Genomic DNA, 16133 nt, shown 5'->3' with positions numbered 1-16133 from the left:
AGTTGATTAAAGCAATATAGCTGTGTATAATTATTCATTATAAAGAATATATATGCATGGTAGGGGAGAGCTTTATGACATATAAGGTATTTGTTGACGGACAAGAAGGCACGACGGGCTTAAAGATTTTTGAGTATCTGTCTAAGGTGTCGGACATTGAAGTTCTCAGAATTGACTCTGACAAAAGAAAAAATCCTGAAGAACGAAGTAAGTTCCTTAATAGTGCAGATATCGTATTTCTTTGTCTGCCCGATTCGGCTGCTAAAGAGTCAATTGAGCTTGTGAAAAATGACAAAACAAGAATCATTAATACCAGCACTGCCTTTAGAACGGATAAAAGCTGGGTATATGGTCTGCCTGAGTTGAAAAATCAAAGAGAACTCATACAGTCCGCATCGAGAGTATCCGTTCCAGGCTGTCATGCAACTGGTTTTATTCTTACGATTAGACCGCTAATTGAAGCAGGCATACTTCCAGAAGATTACCCTGTAACGTGTTATTCCTTGACTGGCTATTCCGGAGCTGGCAAAAGCGGAATAGAGGAATATGAGAATTCAGTATTAGCAGCTGAAAGAAAGCTCCATGTTCCAAGGCATTATGCGCTGCAGCATAATCATAAGCATATACCTGAGATGTTGATGTATTCAGGACTTTTATATGAACCATTATTCACGCCCATAAAAGCTAATTATGCACAAGGACTCGCGATGTCAGTCCCCTTAATTAGCAGGATTTTGTCCAAAAACGCTTCTGCAAAAGAGGTGCATGAAGCATTGTCCGCGTATTTTGAATCGGAGCGTTTTGTACATGTCATGCCATACGATTCAGAAGCAAACCTTGATGAAGGACACTTCATGATTTCGGAGTGCAATAACACGAACCGATTGGAAATTTTTGTTTTTGGACAAAAGGGCAAGGTGAATATTATTTCAAGGTACGATAATTTAGGAAAAGGTGCATCAGGGGCTGCAGTGCAAAATATGAATCTCATGCTTGGATTGGATGAAGGGAATAGCTTGTTGAACTAAATTCGTTTAGGCAAAACATTTTCTGCTATCGAGTAACGTTATTTCAATAAAAATGCGTTGGTCCAGCTGTATTGTTATTCTAATAGGTCAACCAGATTTCTGGTTGGCCTATTTTTTTCGTCCATGGCAACCGATTTTTCTTATAGTCAGGCTGGTCTAATCGTTTATTTCAATTGTACATGTGCTATTTCAAATTGTAGCTATTGAAATTTTGGAGCATTTCGGTGAAATGCTGCAGCGTGGCATCATCCCATTGTGAAATGCTGGCATAGAAGGCGGATTCTTTTTCCTTCAAGGCTTCTAAAGTTCGTTCCCGTCCAAGCTCGGTTAAGGATAAGCGTACGCCGCGGCGATCCTCAGGAGCCGTTTCACTTTGTACATAGTGCAGCCCCTTAAGCTGGTTGACCAGACGGCTGACGGAGCTGCGGTCCATAGCTGTTGCTTCGGCTAAAGCAGTGGCGCTAGTTGCCCCATAGGAGAGGAGCCACCGTACAATTAAAAAAGCGGCGGGCTGCAAGCTAGAGTCGAACCGCGCAGCAGCTCTGACATTCAAGGCGTGGGAGGCGCTGATAAGCGCATTAAGCTGCTCACCAAGCTTTAGCTCAAGCTGTGTTCTCGGTGCAAGCTGCTCTGATGGGTTATTGTCCATAATAATCATCTCCGTTGGCTCCATAGATTTACACTTGAATATAATTGACATATATCAAATAAAATCATATAGTTGATTTATGTCAATTATATGATTTTGCCTAGAAGGTGTCAAAATAAATTCAGCGTGATGGAGGAGAAACGAATGGATACGAAATCAGTGGCTGTCATAACAGGAGCGACCAGCGGCATTGGACAGATTGCGGCCATGGATTTAGCCAAGCGCGGCATGAAGCTTGCATTAACTGCCAGAAGCAGAGAACGAGCGGAGGAAACAGCCAGAAGGATTAATGAGGTTGCGCCTCATTCAGAAATGGTCTTTTTTTACGGTGACTTATCTATTATGGCGGATGTGAAACGGATAGGGGAAGAAATCAAGTCAACCTATCCCAAAATCGATGTGCTCGTAAATAATGCGGGTCTGCATGCTTTTAAACAGCGGATCACCTCCGAAGGCTTCTCGGAAATGATGGCCGTCAACTATTTGGCTCCCTGGCTATTGTCGAAGATTTTGCTGCCGTCGCTCAAGGCTTCAAACAAAGCGAGAATTGTCAATGTGGCATCAGAAGCGTCCCGCAATCATGGGGTGCTGACGCTGCCTGAAGATTTGACGGATACCGCTGATTTTACAGCGAGGGGCTCGTCAGCCATCTATGGAAAAACGAAGCTGTTGAACATTATGTTTGCAGGAGAGCTTTCCCGTCAATTATCTGGCACGAGTGTAGCTGTTCATACGCTCAATCCCGGATTTAATGTAACCGGACTTGGCCGCGAGCTCTGGTTTGCCCCGCTGCTTGAACGAATTTTAAAATGGCTGCGAATTGGAGATCCGCGCAAAGGTGCCGAGATTATTACCCGCCTAGTGGTTGATACGCAATATGAAGACGTTACTGGCGGATATTATAACGTTGGGACAGGCAAGTCGATCCTTCCTGTGCACCCTGGCGGAGATCCTGCAATGCAGTCTAGGCTATGGAAAGAGACACAGCAATTGCTAAAGCAAAAGGAATGGATTTAAATAACGGGCCTACGCCGGTATATTATGACTGTTCCGATTTTACCGCAAAAAGCATGACCGCAGCGCTCTCCAAGCGCTCAACGAAGATGGAGTAGCGGCGCGACTGGAGCCAGCTTTGAAGCTCATGCAAACGGAAAGGCTCAATAGCTGCAGCAAGAGGCTGCCCGGCAGCGGCAAATTTAGTTGAGTCTGCTGCTGCTTCGCTATCCTTGCTAATATCGATAATGGCCATTCGTCCTCCAGGCAGCAAAATTCGATCCATCTCAGCCAGAGCGAGCAGCTGCTGGGAATCATTCAAATGATGCATTGCAAAGCTGCAAGCAATGAAGGCGCATACTCGATCCGGCAGTGGTATGGTGAGCAGGTTGCCGAGCTTTGCATCCACATGCGGCAGACGCCGGCGCAAAATGCTCAGCATTTGCACCGATTGCTCAATTGCTGTTAAGCGTACACCTGCTTCTGCGAGCTTGACAGACAGATTGCCGGTTCCCGCTCCAAGCTCGGCGCCGTACTCGCCTGCAATCGGATCAATCCATTCCAGCGTCTTCATTAACGCTTGTTCATAGCTGAAGGGAGTCAGCACCTTTGCCAATGCAGCCATTGGGGCAGCCTCGCCATGCTCCAGCGCTAGACGATCATAATCCCAGCGATCATTCCAGCTGCTTCGCTGGGAGCGGGAATGCTTCATCTTTTCCGCTGCATCCTCAGCGGCGCCAAGCTCAGGCTGTGGTTGGCTCCGCCATTTGGCTATCGTATCATCAAGCGCCTGCAGCTTTTGCCCCGCTGCGACCCATTCCTCATAGAGGAGAGCCCGCGCACGATCGGCTAATCGCAGAAAATCATCAGGCTGGCGTGCCGTTTGCAGCACCTCGCCAATGGCAGCCAGCGGCATGCCAAGCTCGCGGAGCGCAATAATCCATCGCAGCCGCTCTATATCTTCCTCACTATACAGGCGATAGCCGTTTTCGCGCGCTTTCGTGGGCGTAACGAGCCCTTTTTCCTCATAAAATCGCAGCGTACGCGGAGTTGTATCCAGCAGCCGTGCAGCTTCAAATACTTTCACCGTCATCCCTCCTTTACTAAGCATGAACCTTTCCCTAACGTAAAGGTCAAGCTTTTTTCAAAATTGCTCATTCATTCTACAGCTGGTTACGTCTTGAAAAAAGAGCCGCCTCTGCAGGGGTGTGCATCGAGACAGCTCTTAGTCTTATTTATTAGTATGATCCTAATATAGCCTACCGTTGAAACAGCGCTTTATTTGCGGCCGTTCAACAGCTCCCAGCGATACACGTATTCAAAAATGAATTCAAACGCCTCCAAATGGCGCTTCGCTTCAAACGGATTCGCACCCCAAGCATAAATGCCGTGCTTGCGCAGCAAAATGCCGGGAATTTCGGGCTGCAGGCGCTCCATTACTTCAGGAACGATTTGCGGAATGTTGGCGAAGTTGGACACAATCGGAATGTCGATATGCGCTTCCTCGTCCCAAATATTGAACGCCTTAATTAATTCTACGCCGTCAACCGGCACGGATTTGCGATCCCAGAACCATTCCGAGATGACGCTGTTAAAGACGGTATGCACATGAAAAATAGCGCCTGCGCCCGTCTGGCGGTAAATTTCGCAGTGGATCAGCGTTTCCGCCGAAGGCTTCAGCTTAGTCGCTTCGACAGCTTTGCCTTCTTTATCGACGAATAGGTAGTCTTCTGGTGTATGAACCGTCTTATCCTTGCCGCTTGCCGTAATGGCAAAATGGAACTGCTCGGGGTCGAAATCCCCTACGCGCACGGACAGATTGCCGCTTGTGCCAGGGAACCAGCCGCGCGAGGCAAACAGCTCCTTTACTTCACGCAGATCAGCGAGCGCCTTCTGTTTCTGCTCGGTTGTAATTTGCTCAAATGTCATTACGATTCATCCTTTCCCTTGTCAAGCACGCGAATAATATCATGGAACGTCTCATATTCGGAATGAGGCAGGCCAAGCTCCTGGCATTTCGTCGTCAGGTGCGAGCGGGAAAAAACAGCATCCGCCAGCTTTGCGCCTTCAAAGTCCGTCACGCTGTCGCCAATGACAATACGTTCATATTGCTCAGCGGGGAAGCTGCGCATAATCGTCGTTTTGCACATGCCGCATTCATTGCTGCATTGTCCGTCGCACGGATGCGGCCATGTAATTTCAATATTAGCACCGCTAAAATCATGGCCATTGCAATAAATATGATCCTGTGGAATATCGAATGGCTCAAGCACCGGATAGACGAAAAAGTCTATGCCGCCGCTTGTCACGTAAAATTCAATATCATTTTTCCGGCAGTAGGAGAGGAACTCGCCAAACCCTTCGCGAATGCGCGCATTCGTAATGCCGAAATGGACAACTTCTTTTTGCATAGAAGAAGGGAGGAGGCGGAACAGCTTGCCTACCCCTTCACGAATGGATATTTGCTGTGAAATCGTCTGCTCCACAATCGGCTCCCAGCCTGGCGGGTTAAAATGGCGGATGATCGCAATAATATTATCATTTACCGTAATCGTTCCGTCGAAATCGCAGAACACGATGCGTTTTTTTGCTGCTGTCATTCTTTAATCCCCCAAGCGTCAATAGCAGCTTGCAGTGCTTCACCGCCAGGAGCTGCGGCAGCATCGCGCAGATGAATGCCATTCATCGCTGCATCAATCGCGAGGCGGAAGGCTTGTCCGCCAGCAGCGGTGCCCATCGGATGGCCGTGAATGCCTCCGCCAGCGTTGACGACTACATCGGTGCCGAAGTCGCGCAAAATAAGCGGCACGAGGCCCGGATGAATGCCCGCGGATGGAACAGGGAAGCTGGTGAGCAGCTCGCTGGATGGGGCAAGCAGCGCTTCCTTGACGGCGAGATTTTCTTCCTTCGGCATGACGACCGAGCCGTAAGGAGAAGGGAACAGCACGAGATCAGCTCCCGCAAGGCGCATAAGCTTGCCCAGAAGCACGGAAGCGCCAATGCCATAGTGCGGCGAAGGATACATCGCGCCTGCCATAGCCGGATGCGCAGCAATCGGTACGCTGATCGACGGATCTTTGCTCAGCTCATGCAGCACATCGTAGCCGTAAGCCAGCACATTAAAGAGCAGGGCGTTAGCTCCAGCAGCAATCGCTTTGCGCGCCTGAGAAGCAAGCTGCGAAGTAGGGCCCGTCAAATTGACAGCATACAGCAGCTTTTGGCCCGTTTCCTGCTGGGCGCGCTCGGCAGCTTCCATACAAGCCTCAACGCGTTTTTCCAGCGGGGTCAGCGGATTTTCAAACAAAATTTCATCGTCTTTAATCAGATCAACGCCGCCAAGCGCCTGCTTATAAAACTGCTCCTGCAAGTTCGCCAGATCATGGCCGACAACAGATTTGAAGATGCTCATCAGCAGCGGACGCTCCTGTACGCCGAGTAGGCCGCGAACGCCTTGCAAGCCAAACTTCGGACCCGGAAAAGCAGAGCCGAACGACTGTGAAACTTCAATATCAATCAGTTTAATGCGTCCGTCCATCGACAGCTTGCCGAAAATCGTAACGAGCAGGGCAGGGATATCGCGGCTGAAATTGATATCTGGATAGGCGATGCGAATATCAGCGTAGCGATTGCCTTCTCCGCCTTCATGCACCTCAACGGACAATACTTTGCCGAGATGCTTCTCCATTTCGGATTTGCGCGCTTCCGGCAAATCGGTCCAGCTTCCAACCGTCAGGCCGACGGCAATGGATAACGCTTTTTTATCAAAATCCGCTTTATCGTCAAAGCTGCGGTAGGTAGCAATGCAATATTCACTCATTATTTCAAGCTCCTTTCAATATCGGCTCCGATTTCGGCTGCGCGTTCGGCGGAACGCTTCATGCCGCTAGCAATTGTCTCAGCCAAACCTTGCTGGCTCATCAGCTCAAGCGCTGCTTGCGTCGTCCCATTCGGGGATGTCACTTTGCGGCGCAATTCGGCAGGCTCCTCGCCAGTTGCACGGACCATTTCCGCGGCACCAAGCACCGTCTGCGTGACAAGCGCCTTGGCAGCCGTTTCGCTAAGGCCCATTGCCTTCGCCGCATCAATCATCGATTCCATAAAATAATACACATAAGCCGGACCGCTGCCCGATACGCCGGTAATGGCGTCTTGATAGTTCTCCTCAACGACGGAGGTGATGCCAACGGATTGGAAAATAGCTTCCGCCAGCAGCTGCTGCTCCTTCGTCACCGCTTCGGAATAACTGATGCCTGTAACACCGAGCCCGATCGTGCAGGACGTATTCGGCATCGTGCGTACGATAGGCAGCTTGCGGCCAAGAAGCAGCTCAATCGAAGAAATCGATAGTCCGGCAATGACCGAAATAATAAGCTGATGCTCCGAAATAAAAGGCTTAATGCCTGCAATGGCTTCGGCTGCATCTTTTGGCTTCATGGCGAGAAAAATAATATCGGCTTCCTTCAGAAAAGCTTCGTTCGAGGAGCCTTGCAAAATCGTCTGAACACCATACTGGCTGTTAAGCTCGTTCAAACGATCGGCATTTTGCCGGTTGAGCATTGCAATGCGTTTCGGCTGCGTCAGGTTCTGATTAATCATGCCCCGGGCGATGGCTTCCGCCATGGAGCCTGCGCCGTAGAAAGCGATTTGCAGCGACTGAATGCGATCAATCGTCTTGGTGTCTGTATCTATTGGCATAACGGTTTCCTCCCATATTTTCGAAATCGTAAAGTGAACGCTTAATTAGCCGCGAATTTGTCCAGAGCCGGTAATCCGGTATTTGGTTGATGTGAGTGCAGGCAAGCCCATAGGCCCGCGTGCATGAAGCTTCTGCGTACTAATGCCAATTTCGGCGCCAAAGCCGAATTCAAAGCCATCCGTGAAGCGAGTGGAAGCATTGTGATAGACGGCAGCCGCATCAATTTCTTGCATAAAGCGGGCTGCATTGCCTGCGTCCTCGGTAACGATGCATTCGGAATGCTGCGTCCCGTAGTTGCTAATATGAGCGATGGCCTCATCCAGATTATCTACGATTTTCACGTTCAGAATATAGTCATTATACTCTGTCGCGTAATCCTCATTCGTCGCTTGCTTGGCGTGCGGAATAAGCTTCATAACGCGCTCGCAGCCGCGAAGCTCCACCTTTGCTGCTGTAAACTGCTCAGCAATGGAGAGAAGCGACTCGCTGGCAAAAGCTTCGTGTACAAGCAGCGTTTCCATGGAGTTGCAGACGGATGGACGCTGTGCTTTGGCATTGAGCGAAATGCTGGCCGCCATCTCCACGTTTGCACTCGCATCAATATAAGTATGGCAAATGCCTGCGCCGGTTTCAATAACCGGAACGGTAGCATTTTCAACGACGGTGCGAATGAGTGTTGACCCGCCGCGTGGAATAATAACATCGAGCAGTCCGTTCAGCTTGAGCATTTCATTGACCGACGCGCGATCGGAATCTTCAATGAGCTGGAGGGCATCGGCTGGCAATGCCGTCGACTCAAGCGCCTGGCGCAGCACCTCGATAATTTTGCGATTCGATTCAAGTGCTGCCGAGCCGCCGCGGAGCACGACGCAGTTGCTTGTTTTGAGACATAATCCGGCAGCATCGACCGTCACATTCGGACGTGCTTCATAAATGATGCCAACAACGCCGAGCGGAACACGCGATTTTTCAATATGCAGCCCATTCGGACGATCGAATTGCTCCAGCAGCTCGCCAACTGGGTCCGGCAGATCAGCGATTTCACGGAGCGCTTGGGCAATTGCTTCAATTCTTGCCTCATCGAGAGCGAGACGGTCGAGCAGGGAGCGGCTAGTGCCGGCTGCTTCTCCATTTTTCAAATCGAGCTTGTTCGCTTCAATAATATCAGCTGTATGCTTAATTAAAGCGTCAGCGATCGTAAGCAGTGCGGCATTTTTCTGGTCGGTCGTTACGGTGTTCATAATACTTGCAGCACGTTTTGCCAATGTGGCTTTTTGGACAACTTCGCTTGTCATAGGTTTGTTCCTCCTAATAATTAAGTAATGAAAAACGACTGGCCCTATTAATGAACAAGGGCTTATTTTAATGAAACCCATTCATCCCGGTGGATGACTTCAATCCGGCTCACGTCAATTCTGCGCTTTACTTCTTCGCTGCCAAGTCCGGCTGCGGCCTTAGTCTGCCAAGCAGCGTAATTGACGACGCCGCGCCCAATCGTTTCGCCGCCAGCGCTAAGCACCTCCACGATATCGCCGGGATGGAAATCTCCGCTGCTGCCTGTAATGCCGGCAGGGAGGAGGCTTTTGCCCCCTGTAAGCAGCGCAAGCTCAGCTCCTGCATCGACTGTAATCGTGCCCTGAGGCATCGAGTGGAAGCCCAGCCATTGCTTCTTCATCGGCAGGCTATGCATCTCCGTATCGAAATACGTGCCTTTGCCGGAGCCGTTTGTCGCAAGCGACAGATCGCCAGGCTGCTGCACTTTCCCGATAAAAGCGGGTACGCCGCCGCGCATGGCAATTCGGGCGGCTTCAATTTTGGAGCGCATTCCGCCCGTTCCGACTGCTGAGCCGGCACCGCCGGCGAATTTCATAATGTCTGCGGAAATGCTGCCGACTCGCTCGATTTTGACTGCTTGCGGATTTTTCCGCGGATCTTCCGTATACAAGCCGTCCATATCCGTAATAATAATGAGCTGTCCGGCTTTCGTCATTGTTGCGACCAGTGCTGACAAATTGTCATTGTCGCCAAATTTCAGCTCATCGGTTGCGACGGTATCGTTCTCGTTAATAATCGGTATCGTGCGCAGCCTGAGCAGCTCTTCAATGGTCATCAAAGCGTTCTGAATTCGCTTGCGGTTAGAGAAGTCTGCCCGCGTCAGCAAAATTTGTGCCGCTCCGATACCGAACTGGCTAAAAGCTTCCTGATAAGCTTGCATGAGCAGCGCTTGCCCAACTGCGGCGGCCGCTTGCTTCTCGTGAACCGCTTTGGGCCTTGACTCATAGCCTATTTGGCGAAAGCCTGCGGCAACGGCACCGGAGGTGACTAATATGACCGAGCAGCCTGCTGCATGCAGCGCGGCAAGCTCGGAGACAAAATAAGCGATGCGTTCTTTGTTCAGTCCGCCTTCCTCGGAGGTTAGCGAGCTGCTGCCGATTTTTACAATGATTCGTTCCGCCATTTTCCCATCATCCCATTTCCTGACAAAATAAAAAAGACTCCCGTCCGTAAAGGACGAAAGTCTTATATGCTTCCGCGGTACCACCTTAATTGACTGTAGGCCGGTTAAGGCAAACAATCCTGCTTGGGCCTCGTAACAGGAGGTGCTGTCCGATTCATCATCGGCCGTTCAGGGGCAGGTTCAGCGAGCAGTCGAGGTAAATTCTTGCAGCCTCTGGAATTCACTCTCTGGGCACGACCTAGTCAAGCTTACTGGTCCCGTCATAACGTTTCATGTTCAGTTGATGTAAGCATATCATGATCGACGGGTGCTGTAAAGAGAGGCATTTGCAGGCGGTTAGGCTTTGAAAATGCCGAGCTTTCCAATACGTTCAACCGCTTCCTCCAGCCGTGCTTCGCTCGTAAGCAATCCAAGCCGGACATAGCCTTCGCCGAATGTGCCGAAGCCGACTCCAGGCGCGACAACGACATCTGCTTCCTGCAATACGAGATCCGCGAACGATTCAGATGTATAGCCTTCTGGAACAGGCAGCCAGCAGAAGAAGGAGCCTCCTGGACGCTCTGCTTTCCAGCCGATGCGATCCAGCGCGCCGAACAACGCTTCACGTCTGCGCTCATAGGTGGCATTCAGCTCTGTTACGCATTGCTGAGGTCCGGTTAGTGCCTCAGCAGCCGCTTCCTGTATGCCGCCAAACAGGCTGCAATAATAATGATCCTGCATAAGATTGATTAAAGAGATGACCTGCGGGTTGCCTAGTGCAAAACCTACGCGCCAGCCCGCCATATTGTAGGATTTGGACAATGTATAAAACTCTATGCCTACTTCCTTTGCTCCCGGCGTTTGCAGGAAGCTGACGGGACGCTCGCCATCAAAGCCAATCGCGCCATAAGCAAAATCACTTGCGACAACGACGCCTGTGCGGCGGGCGAATTCTACCGTCTGTTCATAAAATTCAGCATTCGCTACCGCTCCGGTCGGATTGTTCGGATAGTTCATAAACATGAGCTTAGCACGCCTAAGGGCGGCTTCGTCAATGGCGCCATAATCAGGCAAAAAGCGGTTTTCCGCCGTTAGCGGCATAAAATGCATATCCGCTCCGGCGAGCGCCACGCCTGACCAATAATCGGGATAGCCCGGGTCAGGCACGAGGCAGACATCGCCTGGATTAAGCAGGCACTGGCTAAGTTCCACCAGACCTGTCTTGCCGCCAAACAAAATGGCAACTTCTGTCGTTGGGTCTATATCGACGTTATAATCTTCCTTATAACGCTTTGCGACGGCTTCCTTGAGAAAAGGGTAGCCGCTAAAAGGCGGATAACGGTGATACATGGGGTTTGCGGCTGCTTCCTGTAGCTTGGCCACAATGTGCGGCGGAGTCGGCTGATCGGGATTGCCTTGTCCAAGGTTAATAACGTCGCGGCCTTTCGCGACTTGGGCATTAGCCTTAGCAACCAATTTAGCAAAAAATTGCGTAGGCAAGCCAGTCATACGATCTGCTGGTTTAATGATATGCTGTTCCAGCTTTGTTTCCATTTTATTCACACTCCACATCCAATAGTTGCTCATGAACAATAAGCCGTTAAGCATTACTGTAGCACGCAAAAACCATTTATGTCGAGTGATTCAGTTGGAATGGATTCTTAAGCGGCCGGAATGCCGACTTTTTTAACAAAAGCTGCGATATCAGCTGTAAATAACAGCAGCAGCGGCCTGCGCTGATCATCAAAAACTAACAGCTGCGGCGCTTTGCCTTCGCATACGAACAAAAATACTTCGGTTGCATTGAGCGAAATATTGTTCGTGCTCAGCTTGTAAGGTTTAGCTAGAGGAACGCGATATACATAGGTACAGGTGTTGTCATTCGTTAATTGGGGTGCAAGACCTGTAATGGAGCCAAGCCAGCTGTTTGCCATCTTTTGATAGTCCTTGTCATTCGGTACAGTCAGCACGACCTTGCCAGCTTTAACATCAAAAACTTGAACGGGTCCCACCGTATGTTGCTCTTTTGCTGTCTCCTGGGCAAATCCGGTGGAGGCAAAAATAAATAATGAGCAAGCTGCGCACAGGGCAGCTATCCATTTTTGCAGCTTCATGTTATGCATGCTCCTTGTCTGTATATGGATTGGTAATTGTACTTGAGTTATCATCCCCATCTTGACACAGAACCATGTGAAGGTATCATTAGGGAAAATGAATGGTTGCAACATACAGGAGGCCTGACGAAAATGAATAATGAAAAATTAAACATTGCGCTGCTGCAAATGGACATAAATGCAGGAAATCCGGAGGCGAACTTTGCCAAGCTTGCGCAAATGCTGGAGCAAGCGGTAAGCGGGGATCGCAAGCTTGATGTCATCGTGTTTCCTGAAATGTGGAACACAGGCTATGCGCTGACGGAAATCGAAACGCTGGCTGATGCGAATGGGGAGCGGACGAAACAGCTTTTGTCAGCCTTTTCGGCTAAGCATCAAGTAAATATTGTTGCGGGCTCGATTGCGGAAAGCAAGGCGGATGGCGTTTACAATACGATTTTTGCTTTCGACCGTGCGGGGGAAACGATTGCGGATTATTCTAAAATCCATCTGTTCCGTTTAATGGATGAGGAAAAATATTTGCAAGCTGGCGATAAGCTTGGTTTGTTTCAGCTTGGCGGACAGGAAGCCGGCATGATGATTTGTTATGATATCCGCTTCCCTGAGCTTGCTCGCAAGCTGGCGCTTGGAGGCGCAAAGCTGCTGTTCGTTCCAGCTGAGTGGCCGAATCCGCGCCTGCATCACTGGAAAACGCTGCTGAGCGCAAGAGCGATTGAAAATCAAATGTTCGTCATTGCCTGCAATCGGGTAGGGCAAAGCGGCGAAACGAGCTTTTTCGGGCATTCACTCGTCCTTGATCCGTGGGGAGAAACCATTGCTGAGGGTGGAGAGGACGAAGCGATTATTTATGCGGAAATCGACCTTTCACTCGTTGATGCGGTACGCGGGAAAATCCCCGTATTTGAAGATCGTCGGCCAAATTTGTATTAAAAGCTTGGATAAAAAGTCAAGAGAAGTGAAAAGGTTGGGGTTAAATAGCCCTCGGGCAGCCCAACCTTTTTACATCTAGCCGTTTCTGTTTAATACCATTTTTTAGCGGATCATTTATTTATAATGGACGATCGTTTTGTTCATCGTTCGAATGAAGGCTTCCGTAGCTTTGGACAGGTAGCGCCCCTTGCGGCTGGCGATGACTAGTGTCCGTGACGCTTTGGGGGACAGGGGCAAGTAGATGGGGGCGAATTCGCTCCCTCTTTGCCGTGTCAGCATTTTCGGGACGAAGGCGATGCCCATGCCGCCCGCGACGAGCGATTGGACGGTTTCAATATTGCTGCTTTCAAATACGATTTGCGGCGTAAAGCCGGAAGCCTGGCACAGCTCGACCGTAATTTGCCGAAAGCCCTGGCCTTTTTTTAATCCGATAAAGGGTTCATTGCGCAATATGCTTATCGGTACAGGCTCCGTGCTTTCCGCAAGCGGATGCTGCGGCGGAATCGCCAGGCAAATTTCTTCTTCCATTAAAGGCTCCCATGCAAGTGTGGTGTCGGCAAGCGGAAGGGACAGCAAGCTGAGGTCGGTGCCGCCGCTTGCCGTAAGCTGCTCCAGCTTTGCCGATGTATCCTCTACGAGCACCACTTCAATTTGTGGATACTGGGCGCCGAATACCGGCAGGACGAGCGGCAAAATATGCGAGCCCGTAATCGGCAGCGTTCCGACGACGAGCCGCCCGCGCCGCATTTGCGCCATATCATCCATTTCCTGCTTTAATTGTTCAATCGCATCGAGAATCGTTTGGGACTTGTCAACAAATACCTGACCAGCCTGCGTAAGCTCAACCGAGTTGGTCGTGCGCCGAAACAGCAGCACGCCAAGCTCCTGCTCCAGCTTAGACAGCTGCTGGCTGAGCGAAGGCTGGGCGATATGCAGCTTTTCCGCTGCGCGGGAGAAGTTTTTTTCAATTGCGATTTGCAGCACATACTGCAGTTGTCTGAGCTCCATGGGCATCCTTCGCTTTCTATTTTTCTGGGAAGAGCTTCTTCATTTACCGTTATAGTTGTTACCTATAGACATTATAGATATTATATCTTGGATCAATCAAGTGCCAGATGTTATGCTTAGAGCATCATTTTTGAAGAGAAGTCGAACGATGGGGTGAATTTAATGGCTAAAAGAACGATGTTTGAGAAGATTTGGGATAATCACGTCATTAATCAAGAAGAAGGCAAACCAAGTATTATTTATATCGATCTTCAACTGGTTCACGAAGTAACTTCGCCGCAAGCTTTCGAAGGCCTTCGCATGTCTGGTCGTAAATTACGTCGTCCGGATTTGACATTTGCAACGATGGATCACAACGTTCCTACGAAAGACCGCTTTAATATTAAAGATCCTATTTCCAAGCAACAAATCGATACGCTGACGCAAAACTGTAAGGATTTCGGCGTAAAGCTGTTTGATCTTGACAATATTGACCAAGGCGTTGTACACGTTATGGGGCCTGAAATTGGCCTCACGCATCCGGGCAAAACGATCGTTTGCGGCGACAGCCACACGTCCACGCATGGTGCGTTCGGCGCGCTTGCATTTGGTATCGGTACTTCCGAGGTTGAGCACGTAATGGCAACACAATGCTTGCAGCAATCGAAAGCAAAAACGATGGAAGTTCGCTTCACAGGCAACCGCAAACCGGGCGTAACGGCAAAAGATATGATTTTGGGCGTTATCGCAAAATACGGCACGGACTTCGCTACCGGCTACGTTATCGAGTACACAGGTGAGTCGATCCGCTCGCTGACGATGGAAGAGCGTATGACGGTTTGCAACATGTCGATCGAAGGCGGCGCTCGCGCAGGTCTGATCGCTCCTGACGAAACGACTTTCAACTATCTTCGCGGACGCGAATATGCTCCAGCAGATTATGATGCAGCTGTAGAAGAGTGGAAATTGCTGTCCACTGACGAAGGCGCAACTTATGATACGATTGTTGATTTTGATGTGGATTCCCTGATTCCGCAAGTAACCTGGGGTACAAGTCCTGGCATGGGTACGGATATTACTTCTTCCGTTCCTTACCCAGAACAGCTCCCTACGGAAAATGAGCGTAAAGCTGCTGAGAAAGCACTTGAATATATGGATCTGAAGCCAGGTACGCCTATGAATGAAATCGAGATCGACTATGTATTTATCGGTTCTTGTACAAATGGACGTATTGAGGATCTTCGTGCTGCTGCTGAAATCGCTCGCGGCTACAAAGTTAGTGATAAAGTGACAGCAATCGTCGTTCCAGGCTCGGGCCGCGTTAAAATTCAGGCTGAGAAAGAAGGCCTTGATAAAGTATTTATCGAAGCAGGTTTCGAATGGCGTGAAGCAGGCTGCTCGATGTGTCTGGCAATGAATCCGGACGTTCTGCAGCCAGGACAGCGCTGTGCTTCGACATCGAACCGTAACTTCGAAGGCCGCCAAGGCCGCGGAGGCCGTACGCATCTCGTATCTCCAGCAATGGCTGTTGCTGCAGCTGTTATGGGCCGTTTTACAGATGTGCGTGATTGGAATGTCAAAACAGAAGTATTGAACTAATCAGGACGTGTGAGAGGGGTATTACCGATATGGAACCATTTAAACAGTTTACGGGCATTGTTGCTCCAGTCGATCGCGTTAACGTAGATACGGATGCGATTATTCCTAAGCAATTTTTGAAGCGTATTGAGCGCAGCGGCTTTGGACAATTTCTATTTTTCGAATGGCGTTTTCATGAGAACGGTGAAGTAAACGTTGATTTTGAACCGAATAAGCCTCGTTATCAAGGCGCTTCCGTTCTTATATCTCGTGCTAACTTCGGCTGCGGCTCTTCACGTGAGCATGCGCCATGGGCCATTCTCGACTATGGCTACAAAGTCGTTATTGCACCGTCTTATGCAGATATTTTCTACAATAACTGTTTCAAAAACGGCATTTTGCCGCTTAAGCTGAGCGAAGAGCAGGTTGAAGATCTGTTCCAGCGCACGGCGAAGCATGATGGCTACAAGCTGAATGTTGATCTGGAAAACAATCGTCTGACTGATGATTATGGTCTGGAAATCAACTTTGAGCTGGATGAGCACCGTCGCCAGTTTTTGCTGCAAGGTCTTGATGATATCGGCCTTACGCTGATGCATGAAGATAAAATTACAGCTTACGAGCAAAAACGCGCTGCAAAATCGCACGCATAAGCTGTAAATAAGAAAAAACGGCTGTTGCCGCCTTCTGGCGGCGACAGCCGTTTCATTACGAGAAATAT

General features: G+C 49.7%; 16 protein-coding genes. 5 read left to right on the top strand and 11 right to left on the bottom strand.

Annotation, left to right across the window (positions count from 1 at the left end):
• Positions 1-74 precede the first annotated feature (74 nt).
• Positions 75-1028, top strand: a complete 954-nt coding sequence (gene argC, locus ASF12_RS01235; protein WP_056028683.1) for an N-acetyl-gamma-glutamyl-phosphate reductase — start codon at positions 75-77, stop codon at positions 1026-1028.
• A gap of 184 nt (positions 1029-1212) precedes the next feature.
• On the opposite strand, the gene ASF12_RS01230 is transcribed toward argC, so the two are convergent.
• Positions 1213-1677, bottom strand: a complete 465-nt coding sequence (locus tag ASF12_RS01230; protein WP_056032632.1) for a MarR family winged helix-turn-helix transcriptional regulator — start codon at positions 1675-1677, stop codon at positions 1213-1215.
• Between the two features lie 144 nt (positions 1678-1821).
• Between ASF12_RS01230 and ASF12_RS01225 the strand changes: the two genes are divergently transcribed.
• Positions 1822-2694 carry an SDR family NAD(P)-dependent oxidoreductase gene (locus tag ASF12_RS01225; protein ID WP_056028680.1) on the top strand — a complete coding sequence of 291 codons (873 nt, stop codon included), beginning with the start codon at positions 1822-1824 and terminating at the stop codon, positions 2692-2694.
• Positions 2695-2716: 22 nt separating this feature from the next.
• Here the strand turns inward: ASF12_RS01225 and ASF12_RS01220 are convergent, their stop codons facing one another.
• The 9 genes from ASF12_RS01220 to ASF12_RS01180 form a co-directional block, all read right to left on the bottom strand.
• The gene (locus tag ASF12_RS01220) at positions 2717-3757 is read right to left on the bottom strand and encodes a MerR family transcriptional regulator (protein ID WP_056028677.1); all 1041 of its coding nucleotides are present in this window, start codon (positions 3755-3757) and stop codon (positions 2717-2719) included.
• Positions 3758-3948: 191 nt separating this feature from the next.
• Positions 3949-4599, bottom strand: coding sequence for a methylthioribulose 1-phosphate dehydratase (mtnB, locus tag ASF12_RS01215; RefSeq protein ID WP_056028674.1), 651 nt, complete (start codon positions 4597-4599; stop codon positions 3949-3951).
• Positions 4599-5270, bottom strand: a complete 672-nt coding sequence (locus ASF12_RS01210) for a 2-hydroxy-3-keto-5-methylthiopentenyl-1-phosphate phosphatase (RefSeq protein ID WP_056028670.1) — start codon at positions 5268-5270, stop codon at positions 4599-4601. The genes mtnB and ASF12_RS01210 overlap by 1 nt, the downstream gene beginning before the upstream one ends.
• Positions 5267-6487, bottom strand: coding sequence for a 2,3-diketo-5-methylthiopentyl-1-phosphate enolase (locus ASF12_RS01205; protein ID WP_056028667.1), 1221 nt, complete (start codon positions 6485-6487; stop codon positions 5267-5269). Before ASF12_RS01205 ends, ASF12_RS01210 begins: the two co-directional genes overlap by 4 nt.
• Positions 6487-7365: a pyrroline-5-carboxylate reductase gene (gene proC, locus ASF12_RS01200; RefSeq protein WP_056028664.1), complete on the bottom strand. Its 879-nt coding sequence runs from the start codon at positions 7363-7365 to the stop codon at positions 6487-6489. Before proC ends, ASF12_RS01205 begins: the two co-directional genes overlap by 1 nt.
• A 45-nt stretch (positions 7366-7410) precedes the next feature.
• Positions 7411-8661, bottom strand: a complete 1251-nt coding sequence (locus ASF12_RS01195; protein ID WP_056028661.1) for a glutamate-5-semialdehyde dehydrogenase — start codon at positions 8659-8661, stop codon at positions 7411-7413.
• Positions 8662-8723: 62 nt separating this feature from the next.
• Positions 8724-9824, bottom strand: a complete 1101-nt coding sequence (proB, locus tag ASF12_RS01190) for a glutamate 5-kinase (protein WP_056028658.1) — start codon at positions 9822-9824, stop codon at positions 8724-8726.
• Between the two features lie 336 nt (positions 9825-10160).
• Entirely contained in the window at positions 10161-11357 is a 1197-nt protein-coding gene (locus ASF12_RS01185) for a pyridoxal phosphate-dependent aminotransferase (protein ID WP_056028655.1), read from the bottom strand.
• A gap of 107 nt (positions 11358-11464) precedes the next feature.
• Positions 11465-11917: a hypothetical protein gene (locus ASF12_RS01180; protein WP_056028652.1), complete on the bottom strand. Its 453-nt coding sequence runs from the start codon at positions 11915-11917 to the stop codon at positions 11465-11467.
• A 132-nt stretch (positions 11918-12049) separates the two neighbouring features.
• Between ASF12_RS01180 and ASF12_RS01175 the strand changes: the two genes are divergently transcribed.
• Positions 12050-12847, top strand: a complete 798-nt coding sequence (locus tag ASF12_RS01175; RefSeq protein WP_056028649.1) for a carbon-nitrogen family hydrolase — start codon at positions 12050-12052, stop codon at positions 12845-12847.
• A gap of 114 nt (positions 12848-12961) precedes the next feature.
• On the opposite strand, the gene ASF12_RS01170 is transcribed toward ASF12_RS01175, so the two are convergent.
• Complete coding sequence (locus ASF12_RS01170) at positions 12962-13855, bottom strand: LysR family transcriptional regulator (RefSeq protein ID WP_056028646.1); 894 nt, start codon at positions 13853-13855, stop codon at positions 12962-12964.
• Between the two features lie 162 nt (positions 13856-14017).
• Here ASF12_RS01170 and leuC point away from each other — a divergent pair, with 162 nt between their 5' ends.
• On the top strand, positions 14018-15433 hold the full coding sequence (gene leuC, locus ASF12_RS01165) for a 3-isopropylmalate dehydratase large subunit (protein WP_056028644.1): 1416 nt from the start codon (positions 14018-14020) through the stop codon (positions 15431-15433).
• Positions 15434-15462: 29 nt separating this feature from the next.
• Positions 15463-16065, top strand: a complete 603-nt coding sequence (gene leuD, locus ASF12_RS01160; protein ID WP_056028640.1) for a 3-isopropylmalate dehydratase small subunit — start codon at positions 15463-15465, stop codon at positions 16063-16065.
• Positions 16066-16133 lie beyond the last annotated feature (68 nt).

Source organism: Paenibacillus sp. Leaf72, assembly GCF_001422685.1.
In the GTDB taxonomy this organism is placed as follows: domain Bacteria; phylum Bacillota; class Bacilli; order Paenibacillales; family Paenibacillaceae; genus Pristimantibacillus.
The sequence above is the reverse complement of the archived record's forward strand: the minus strand, read 5'-3'. Positions and strand labels throughout refer to the sequence as shown.